The sequence below is a fragment of the Mycobacterium sp. 852002-51613_SCH5001154 genome, from assembly GCF_001667425.1.
Lineage (GTDB): Bacteria > Actinomycetota > Actinomycetes > Mycobacteriales > Mycobacteriaceae > Mycobacterium.
In genome coordinates, this window is sequence record NZ_LZII01000074.1 from 19,221 (window position 1) to 28,348 (window position 9,128).

The 9,128-nt window shown below is 69.0% G+C and carries 9 protein-coding genes; 5 read left to right on the plus strand and 4 right to left on the minus strand.

The genetic code is table 11. The annotated features are described in order from the left end of the window. Positions 1 to 6 precede the first annotated feature (6 nt). Genes A5750_RS19625 through A5750_RS19640 form a run of 4 tightly spaced genes read left to right on the plus strand, consistent with a single transcriptional unit; the run spans position 7 to position 5,667 of the window. Positions 7 to 1,395: an ABC transporter substrate-binding protein gene (locus A5750_RS19625; protein WP_067265117.1), complete on the plus strand. Its 1,389-nt coding sequence runs from the start codon at positions 7 to 9 to the stop codon at positions 1,393 to 1,395. Beyond that, the gene (locus A5750_RS19630; RefSeq protein ID WP_067265120.1) at positions 1,392 to 2,249 is read left to right on the plus strand and encodes an ABC transporter permease; all 858 of its coding nucleotides are present in this window, start codon (positions 1,392 to 1,394) and stop codon (positions 2,247 to 2,249) included. Before A5750_RS19625 ends, A5750_RS19630 begins: the two co-directional genes overlap by 4 nt. Continuing rightward, entirely contained in the window at positions 2,246 to 2,983 is a 738-nt protein-coding gene (locus tag A5750_RS19635; protein WP_067265124.1) for an ABC transporter ATP-binding protein, read from the plus strand. Before A5750_RS19630 ends, A5750_RS19635 begins: the two co-directional genes overlap by 4 nt. After that, positions 2,980 to 5,667: a fumarate reductase/succinate dehydrogenase flavoprotein subunit gene (locus tag A5750_RS19640; RefSeq protein WP_067265127.1), complete on the plus strand. Its 2,688-nt coding sequence runs from the start codon at positions 2,980 to 2,982 to the stop codon at positions 5,665 to 5,667. Before A5750_RS19635 ends, A5750_RS19640 begins: the two co-directional genes overlap by 4 nt. A gap of 67 nt (positions 5,668 to 5,734) precedes the next feature. Here A5750_RS19640 and A5750_RS19645 read toward each other — a convergent pair whose 3' ends face one another. The 4 genes from A5750_RS19645 to A5750_RS19660 form a co-directional block, all read right to left on the minus strand. Beyond that, positions 5,735 to 6,274 carry a GNAT family N-acetyltransferase gene (locus A5750_RS19645; RefSeq protein ID WP_066945190.1) on the minus strand — a complete coding sequence of 180 codons (540 nt, stop codon included), beginning with the start codon at positions 6,272 to 6,274 and terminating at the stop codon, positions 5,735 to 5,737. A 4-nt stretch (positions 6,275 to 6,278) separates the two neighbouring features. Continuing rightward, positions 6,279 to 7,484, minus strand: a complete 1,206-nt coding sequence (locus tag A5750_RS19650) for a serine hydrolase (RefSeq protein WP_067265131.1) — start codon at positions 7,482 to 7,484, stop codon at positions 6,279 to 6,281. A gap of 5 nt (positions 7,485 to 7,489) precedes the next feature. Next, complete coding sequence (locus A5750_RS19655; RefSeq protein WP_197505473.1) at positions 7,490 to 7,858, minus strand: STAS domain-containing protein; 369 nt, start codon at positions 7,856 to 7,858, stop codon at positions 7,490 to 7,492. 184 nt (positions 7,859 to 8,042) lie between these two features. After that, positions 8,043 to 8,327 (minus strand): hypothetical protein, encoded by a 285-nt coding sequence (locus tag A5750_RS19660; protein ID WP_156659100.1) that lies wholly within the window; start codon positions 8,325 to 8,327, stop codon positions 8,043 to 8,045. 338 nt (positions 8,328 to 8,665) lie between these two features. On the opposite strand from A5750_RS19660, the gene A5750_RS19670 reads away from it, so the two are divergent. Continuing rightward, positions 8,666 to 9,094: a cellulose-binding domain-containing protein gene (locus tag A5750_RS19670; protein WP_066945175.1), complete on the plus strand. Its 429-nt coding sequence runs from the start codon at positions 8,666 to 8,668 to the stop codon at positions 9,092 to 9,094. The last annotated feature ends 34 nt before the right edge of the window (positions 9,095 to 9,128 follow it).

The following is a 9,128-nucleotide window of genomic DNA, read 5'->3' on the forward strand; positions in this document are numbered from 1 at the left end:
AACCCCATGAAAAAGCAAGCCATCCGGCTGCTTTCGGTGGCGCTCACGATCGCCGTGTTCACCACCGGGTGCTCGCTGGAATCCTTTTCGCAATCCACCGGTGTGGTCAACGTCGTGGTGGGATACCAATCCAAGACCATCAACACCGTCACCGCCGGCACGCTGCTGCGTGCGCAGGGCTACCTCGAGCACCGGCTGGCCGACATCACCACCCGAACGGGAACCAAATACTCCGTCCGCTGGCAGGATTACGACACCGGCGCCCCGATCACCGCCCAGATGCTCGCCGAGAAGATCGACATCGGCTCGATGGGCGACTACCCGATGCTCATCAACGGCTCCAAGACGCAGGCCAACCCCCTGGCTCGCACCGAAATGGTGTCGATCACCGGCTACAACCCCAAGGGTGCACTGAACATGGTTGTGGTGCAGCCTGATTCGCCCGCGACGGGGCTGGCCGACCTGGCCGGCAGCAAGGTCTCGGCCAGCGTGGGATCCGCGGGCCACGGGACGTTGGTCCGGGCGCTGGGCAGGGCCGGCATCACCGGTGTCGAGGTGCTCAACCAGCAGCCGCAGGTCGGCGCCTCCGCGCTGGAATCCGGTCAGGTGAAGGGGCTTTCGCAGTTCGTCGCGTGGCCCGGGCTGCTGGTGTACCAGGGCAAGGCCAAACTGCTGTACGACGGCGCCGAGCTGAACCTGCCCACCTTGCACGGTGTGGTGGTGCGGCGCGCCTACGCGTCGGCGCACCCGGAGGTGCTGGCGGCGTTCCTGCAGGCGCAACTGGACGCCACCGATTTCCTCAACGACAAGCCGCTGGAGGCCGCCCGCGTCGTCGCCCAGGCCAGCGGGCTGCCGCAGGAGGTGGTGTACCTGTACAACGGCCCCGGCGGAACGTCGTTCGACACCACGCTCAAACCCGCATTCGTCGAGGCCTTGAAAAGCGATGTGCCCTATCTGAAGTCGATCGGCGACTTCGCCGACCTCGATGTCACCAAGTTCGCCGTGGACGATCCGCTGCGCGCGGTGTTCGCCGCCCGCGGACTGGATTACGCCGCGGCCCGCGCGCGAACCAGCAACCCGTCCGTCCTGGCGGGCGATCCGGCGGTGGCCAGCGAGCTGTGGCTGGACGGGGCCGACACGACTCAAACGGTCGCCAACCCCACCGGCTTGCTGCGGGCGGTCGCCGGTGCCACCGCCCACGGGGGCAAGGTCCGCGCGGCCTACGTTCCGGACGCCGAACTGGGCACCCGGTGGTTCGCCGACAAGGCGGTCTGGGTCAAGGACGGTCCGAACTATCTGCCGTTCGGCACCCAGGCCGGGGCGCAGCGTTACCTCGCCGGGCACCCGGGTGGGGCCGTCATGAATTACCAACAGGCATTGGGAGGTTCGGTATGACCGCCGAAGTGGTGACAGACCAAGTCTTTGGCGTGATCTCGACACCCACGCTCGCGCGGCCGCGACGATCGGCCTCGCCATGGCCGTCGCGGTTGCTGCGGCTGGTGTCGGTCGCGGCCGCAATCGGGTTGTGGCAGTTGCTCACCGCCGGCAAGGTGCGGTTGTTGCTGCGATTCGACACGTTGCCGACCGTCACGCAGATCGTGCATGCGCTGCACCGTCGGCTCGGGGCCGGCGAGTACTGGCTTGACCTGGCGCAGTCGCTGATCCGCATCCTCACCGGCTTCGGCCTGGCCGCCGCGGTCGGCGTCGCCACCGGTGTGCTGCTTGGCCGTTCGCAATTGTTCGCCGACGTGTTCGGTCCGCTGGCCGAGCTGGCCCGCCCCATCCCGGCGATCGCGATGGTGCCGGTGGCGATTTTGCTGTTCCCTACCGACGAGGCGGGCATCGTGTTCATCACGTTCCTCGCGGCGTACTTCCCGATCATGGTCAGCACCCGGCACGCGGTGCGGGCGCTGCCCACGCTATGGGAGGACTCGGTGCGCACGCTGGGCGGCGGCCGGTGGGAGGTGCTCGCCCAGGTGGTGTTGCCGGGCATCCTGCCCGGCGTGTTCGGGGGGCTGTCGGTCGGCATGGGGGTGGCCTGGATCTGCGTCGTCTCCGCCGAGATGATCTCGGGCCGGCTCGGCGTCGGCTACCGCACCTGGCAGGACTACACCGTGCTGGCCTACCCCCAGGTGTTCGTCGGCATCATCACCATCGGCGTGCTCGGGTTCGCCACCTCGGCGGCCGTCGAACTCGTGGGCCGGCGGGTGACCCGCTGGTTGCCCCGCGCACAGGAAGGGCAGCGATGAAAGCCATCGGTTTGGAGCTCGACGCGGTTCGGTTGTCCTACACCGGAACCCCGGTGATCGACGGGCTCAGCCTGACGGTGCGCCCGGGGGAGATCCTGGTGCTGACCGGGCCGTCCGGCTGCGGGAAGTCGACGCTGTTGCGCGCCCTGGCCGGCCTGCTGCGGCCCGACGAGGGCCGGGTGCTGGCCGACGGCGTCGAGGTCACCTCGACCTCGGGCGACCGCGGCATGGTCTTCCAGGACAACGCGCTGCTGCCGTGGCGCACGGTGCGGTCCAACATCGAGCTGGCGCTGCGGCTGCGCGGTGAACCCCGCGCCACCCGCCGCGCACAGGCCGAACGCTGGATCGACGAGCTCGGGCTCGCGGGTTTCGGTCATTTCCTGCCCAAGAGCCTGTCCGGCGGGATGCGCCAACGTGTCCAGCTGGCCCGCGGGCTGGCGGGCGCGCCGCGCGCGGTGATGATGGACGAGCCCTTCGGCGCCCTGGACACCCAGACCCGGGCCGCCATGCAGCGGCTGCTGATCGACACCTGGCGCACCCATCCGACGACGATCGTCTTCGTCACCCACGACGTCGACGAGGCGCTGACGCTGGGCGACCGGATCGTCGTGCTGGGCCGCGCCGGCGAGCCGCTGCGCGCGTCGATCGACGTGCCCGATCCCCGGACCGACCGGCCCAGGGCCGAACTGCGCGCGGAAGTCATTGCGGGCCTTGGGGATTTGGTGGCGGCATGATGGATATCCCCGACCCGGCCACACCCGTGCGCCTCGACTGTGACGTGCTGGTCATCGGGGGCGGCACCGCCGGCACCATGGCGGCGCTGTCGGCCGCCGAGCACGGCGCGCAGGTGCTGCTGCTGGAGAAGGCCCACGTGCGACACTCCGGCGCGCTGGCGATGGGCATGGACGGCGTCAACAACGCCGTCATACCCGGGAAGGCCGAACCCGAGGACTACGTCGCCGAAATCACCCGCGCCAACGACGGAATCGTCAACCAGCGCACCATCTATCAGACCGCCAGCCGTGGTTTCGCGATGGTGCAGCGGCTGGAACGCTACGGGGTGAAGTTCGAGAAGGACGAACACGGCGAGTACGCGGTGCGCCGCGTGCACAGGTCGGGCTCCTACGTGTTGCCCATGCCGGAGGGCAAGGACGTCAAGAAGGCGCTGTATCGGGTGCTGCGGCAAAGATCGATGCGGGAGCGGATTCGCATCGAGAACCGGCTGATGCCGGTGCGGGTGCTGTCGTCCGGCGGCCGCGCCGTGGGCGCCGCCGCCTTGCACACCCGCACCGGCGAATTCGTTGCCGTCGGCGCCAAGGCGGTGATCCTGGCCACCGGGGCGTGCGGGCGGCTGGGCCTGCCGGCGTCCGGTTATCTCTACGGCACGTACGAAAACCCGACGAACGCCGGCGACGGCTACGCGATGGCCTACCACGCGGGCGCGGAACTGTCGGGAATCGAGTGCTTCCAAGTCAATCCGCTGATCAAGGACTACAACGGCCCGGCGTGCGCCTACGTGGCCAATCCCTTCGGCGGCTACCAGGTCAACGCGCACGGCGAGCGGTTCGTGGACTCCGATTACTGGTCGGGTCAGATGATGTCCGAGGTTAAGAGCGAGATCGACTCCGCCCGCGGACCCATCTACCTCAAGGTCTCCCACCTGCCCGACGAGACGCTGACCGCGCTGGAGAACATCCTGCACACCACCGAACGGCCGACCCGGGGCACGTTCCACGCCAACCGCGGGCACGACTACCGCACCCACGACATCGAGATGCACATCTCCGAAATCGGGTTGTGCAGCGGGCATTCGGCGTCGGGAGTGTGGGTCGACGAGCACGCCCGCACCACGGTGCCCGGGCTGTACGCGGCCGGGGACCTGGCCTGTGTCCCGCACAACTACATGATCGGGGCGTTCGTCTTCGGCGACCTCGCCGGCACCGATGCCGCCTCCACGAGCGCGGATATCGCTGCGCCGCAACAACTCCCGCAAGACCAGCTGCGCGCCGCGCACGAGCTGATATACCGGCCGTTGCGCCATCCGGACGGGCCGCCGCAACCGCAGGTCGAATACAAGCTGCGGCGGTTCGTCAATGACTATGTGGCGCCGCCGAAGACGGCTGCGAAGCTGTCCATCGCCGTGCGCACCTTCGACCGCATGCGCGCGGAGATCGCCGACATGGGGGCGAGGAACCCGCACGAGTTGATGCGCGCCGTCGAGGTGTCCTTCATCCGGGACTGCGCCGAGATGGCCGCGCGCTCCTCGCTCACGCGGACCGAATCGCGGTGGGGGCTCTACCACGATCGTGCCGACCTGCCGGGCCGGGACGACAGCGCATGGGGCTACCACCTCAACCTACGCAAAGACGTCGACGGCGCGATGGTGTTCCTCAAGCGGCCGGTGGCCCCCTATTTCGTGCCGGTGCCGGAGCTGGACGGCCTGCCGCCCGCCGACCAGACCGTGCAGGAGGTGGAGCAGCCGCCGCTGGTCGGTGGCCAGGCCCCGGACACCGCCCGATCCCGAATCGAACTCGCCCCAGCGGGTTTCGAGCCGCCGTCGCCGCGCATCGCGGAGGTCCTCGCCCTCGAGGAGCCGACGATCGCAGGGCTGCGGCCGTACCTGGCCGATCCGGACCCGGGGGTGCGCCGCACGGCCGTGGCCACTCTCACCGAGCACATTCCCGACGGGTACGCGCCCACCCTGATCGCCGCGCTGGACGACGCCGACGCCGCCGTGCGCCGCACCGGCGCCGACGGGATCCGCGAGCTGGTCGAGGTGTTGCCCGACCCCGGCGAGGTCCGGTCGCACTTGGACTCCGGCGACACGGTGGTGCGAGCGGCCGCCCTCTACGTGCTGGCCGCGCGCCGCGTCGGCGACGCCGAGGACTACCGCCGCGCGCTGACCGATCCCGACCACCGGGTGCGGATCGAGGCGGTGCGGGCGCTGGTGTCCGTCGACGACGTGGCCGGGGTCATCGCCGCCACCCGCGACGAGAGCCGGGAGGTCCGGATCGCGGCGGCCGCCGGCCTGGCCACGCTGCGCGGCGGCGGCGGGGCGATCAGCGCGCTGATCGCCGACCCCGACCCGTTGGTGCGCGCGGCCGCGCTGACCGCGCTGGGCCAAATTGGCTGCGGCGCCTACGATGTCGCCGCCGTGGCGGCGGCCTTACGCGCACCGGCATGGCAGGTGCGTGAGGGCGCGGCGCGCGCGCTGTCGGGCGCGTCGGCCGACGTCGCGGTCCCGGCGCTGGCCGAGGCGCTCGCCGACGCCCACCTGGACGTGCGCAAGGCGGCCGTGCTGAGCCTGACCCGCTGGGCGGATCAACCCGCTGCCCGTGACGCGTTGGGCATCGCGCTCAAGGACAGCGACGCCGACGTGCGGGCCTACGCGCGCCGGGCGCTGGACGAAGCCGGGTAACCGGCTTTTCAGTGTGCGTTCAAAGCGGCGACACGCCGGTGACTCCCGCCCTGGACGCACACCGTGCTCAGCGCAGAATCCGGGCGTAGAGCAGGCTGTCTTGCGGCTCGGGCCCCAAGTTGGGGTAGACCGCGTGGCGGGCCAGCCGGCCCTCCAACACGAAACCGGCCCGTTGCAGCAACCGCGCCGAACGCTCGTTTTCCACATTGCAAGTGGCCCACACCCGATACACCGACCGGTCGCTGTCGAGCGCGGTCAACAGCATGTCGAGCACCTCGGCCATCAGACCCTTGCCCCACCACCGTCGACCCAGGCAATAACCGATCTCGACCGAGTGCGGCACCGGACGCCGGCAGCTCGCCAGCCCGACCACCTCACCGCTGTGCCGCAGCTCGATCGCCCAGGTCCGCTCGTCGGCCGTGGCGTTGAGCTTTTCGGTGATCACCCGCCGTGTCGCCGCCACGTCGGGATGCGGTGCCCACATCAGGTACCTGGTGACCTCGGGGTCGCGGGCCACCCGCTGGAAGAGTGCCCCGGCGTCGTCGAGCACGGGCCGGCGCAGCACCAGCCGCGGCCCGGTGATGCGGTCGGGTGGGTAATCGGCCACGGCGCTAGAGGCCGAGCGCTTGATAGGTGCGGCGGACGAATTTCGGCTGCGCCGATTGGAGCTTCGCCAGCGAGGTGTTACCGGCTATGGCCGCCGCCACGTCCGCGGACATGTCGGGCAGGTTCTGCACGAGATAGATCAAGACCAGGTCGGCGCTCGGATCGGCCTGCCACCACGTCCCATAGGCACCCGGCCAGCTGAACGTCCCGAGGCCGCCCGGCCCGAACAACGGCGCGCTCTTGGCGGGATCGGTCACCACCGACAGGTTCAGGCCGAAGCCGCGGCCCACCCAATACGGCGCCCCGAGGAAGTTGTGCCGCTTCTGTTCGTCGGTGAGCCGGTCGGTGCGCATCAGACGGGCGGATTCGGGTGACAACACCCGCTCGCCGTCGATCGCTCCGTCGCCGAGCAGCATCCGCACGAACCGCAGGTAGTCGTCGGCGGTCGACCACAGGCCGCCACCCGCGTTGGGGAACGACGGCGGCGTGATGTGCGGCGGCCCCATCACGTCGTGGTGCAGTTGGCCCTGCCCGTCGAGCCGGTACATGGTCGCGGCGCGCCGGCGCGCCTCGGGGGACACGAAGAACCCGGTGTCGGGCATGCCCACCGGGCCCAGCACGCGTTCGTCGAGAACCTGGTGGAACGGCTTGTCTTCGATGCGTGCCGCGATGACGCCCAGCAGGTCGATGGAGTGGCTGTAGGTGAGTCGGTCGCCCGGCTGATGCACCAGCGGCAGCTTGGCCAGCTCGGCCAGCCAGGCGTCCGGGCCCTGGTTGAACGGCAGCCGCACGTAGGCCTTGGCGATCGGCCCGGACACCGAGAATCCGTAGGCCATGCCGCTGGTGTGGGTGAGCAGATCTTCGATGAGGATGGCGCGCCGCGCCGGATGCGTCCGGTCCAGGGGGCCGTGCGGGTCGTCGAGCACCCGCACGTCGGCCAGCTCGGGCGCCCAGCGCACGATCGGGTCTTTCAGCGTCAGCTTGCCCTCGTCGACCAGGCTCATCACCGCCGCGACGGTGACCGGCTTGGTCATCGACGCGATCCGGAACAGCGTGTCGCGCCGCATCGGCAGGCCCGCGTCCACATCGCGATGGCCGATTTCGTTGACCTGCAGCACTTCTCCGCGCTGCCATACCAGCGTCAGCGCACCGGCGAGCAGGCCCGCGTCGCACACTTCGCGGATGGAGGCCGCATTGGCGTCGAGATTCACCCGAATCAGGTTAGCGTCGGGCCCGGGGGAGCCGCGGCCAAGGCTTCATCCACGGTGGGGTAGAGGTCGATGAACTCGTCGAGGCCCACGATGCGCAGCGGCCGGCTGGTGGCGGAGCCGTCGGCGGCCACCCGCAGCGACGTCGGGCTGTTCTCGGTCAGGCGACGCACCTCGACCAGCACGGTGATGCCGGCAGAGGACAAGAAGTCGACCTCGGTGAGGTCGATGACGAGCACCGCGGGCGTGTCGGCCAGGGCAATGTCGATGTGCGTGGCGAGCGAGGGCGCGGTGATGATGTCCACCACACCACTGACCTGCAACACCACCGCGTCACCGGCATCGCGGCGGTTGACCCAGAACTCCTCGCTCCTCACCACCCGAACGTACTGTCTTCTCGGCCGCGGGCGAAGACCCGGTCCGAAATCCCGCCGCCGCGGCGAGCGGCAGGTTTGGTCAGAGATCGTCAGCGGGCCGATGAGACATCACCGTTGAGGCGACTAGGCAAGGCGACTCTGAAGGCTCGGTGGAAACGCAGCCGCCGCAACTGAGAGGGCGCCCCTACGCTGAAGGCTTCTGAGGCTTTTCCTGTAGCACCAGGGTCACAACAACGTTGATCGCCATCAACGCGAGGGTTGCCACTTGCAACCAGAAAATTGTTTTGTGGCTGTGCATGTTCTGAGCGGCCAACACCAGGAATGCCGCAACTGCTACCAACTGCAACACGGTGGCGCACGTCGCAGCTCTGGGCTTCGAGCGCGGTGGCGACTGAACGAGACGGCGGATGGTAACGGCCAACGCCGCGGCGATGAATGCGGCGCCGGAGATCAGTAATACGATTTGCATCCTCAGCCCTTGCCTACGGCGCACAGGGGGCGAGCCCCCCGTTCGATGCGGCACCACCGATAGCCGCGTTGATCATGCTGATCGCGTGGGTTGATTTTAGTTCGGTCACCGGATGGGGCGCTATTCACTCATTCACCCAGGGTGCTCGCCGGTTCAGCACGCGGTAGGTCATACTGCTGGCGGCGCAGTGCGGCGGCCACGAATCCTGCCCGTCCCCAGGCCAGCGCGCCGTTGCCTCCCGGCCAAAATTTCATGACGGTTTCGGTTGGGCAAAGGTCCGGCAGCATGCCCGCGCTGCGCCGGCCCATCTCGGCCGCGTGGTTCTACTGTTGGCTGCTATGGCCGAACTGAGCAAATACGTGAAGCGCTGGCGCGCAGCGGTTCACGTATCCGTGTCGGCACTGCTGGTTGGTGCGATGGGACTCGCCGTGAGCCCCGCGGCTCATGCGGCTGCGGCGTCGGCGACGTTGTCGGTGGAACATGCGTGGCAGACCGGTTTCATCGCCAACTTCACCGTCACCAACTTGAGCATGGCGCCGCTGACCGATTGGCGGCTTGACTTCGACATGCCGGCGGGACAATCCGTCGTGCACACGTGGAACAGCACCATCACCCAATCGGGCACCCACTTCGTTCTCACCCCCGCGAACTGGAATCGCAGTATCGCACCGGGTGGTTCAGCCACGGGTGGCCTGAGAGGCGTGGTGAGCGGTTCCTTCACGCCGCCGTCGAATTGTCTGCTCAACGGGCAATACCCCTGCACCTAGCGGCGGCTGCGCACTGAGACTAGCGGGTAGCGCG

Excerpts from the sequence above, each read along its gene's own strand:
- A5750_RS19670 (WP_066945175.1), top strand. The coding sequence starts at position 8,666 with ATGGCCGAACTGAGCAAATACGTGAAGCGCTGGCGCGCAGCGGTTCAC.
- A5750_RS19640 (WP_067265127.1), top strand. The coding sequence starts at position 2,980 with ATGATGGATATCCCCGACCCGGCCACACCCGTGCGCCTCGACTGTGAC.
- A5750_RS19660 (WP_156659100.1), bottom strand. The coding sequence starts at position 8,327 with ATGCAAATCGTATTACTGATCTCCGGCGCCGCATTCATCGCCGCGGCG.
- A5750_RS19630 (WP_067265120.1), top strand. The coding sequence starts at position 1,392 with ATGACCGCCGAAGTGGTGACAGACCAAGTCTTTGGCGTGATCTCGACA.
- A5750_RS19635 (WP_067265124.1), top strand. The coding sequence starts at position 2,246 with ATGAAAGCCATCGGTTTGGAGCTCGACGCGGTTCGGTTGTCCTACACC.
- A5750_RS19625 (WP_067265117.1), top strand. The coding sequence starts at position 7 with ATGAAAAAGCAAGCCATCCGGCTGCTTTCGGTGGCGCTCACGATCGCC.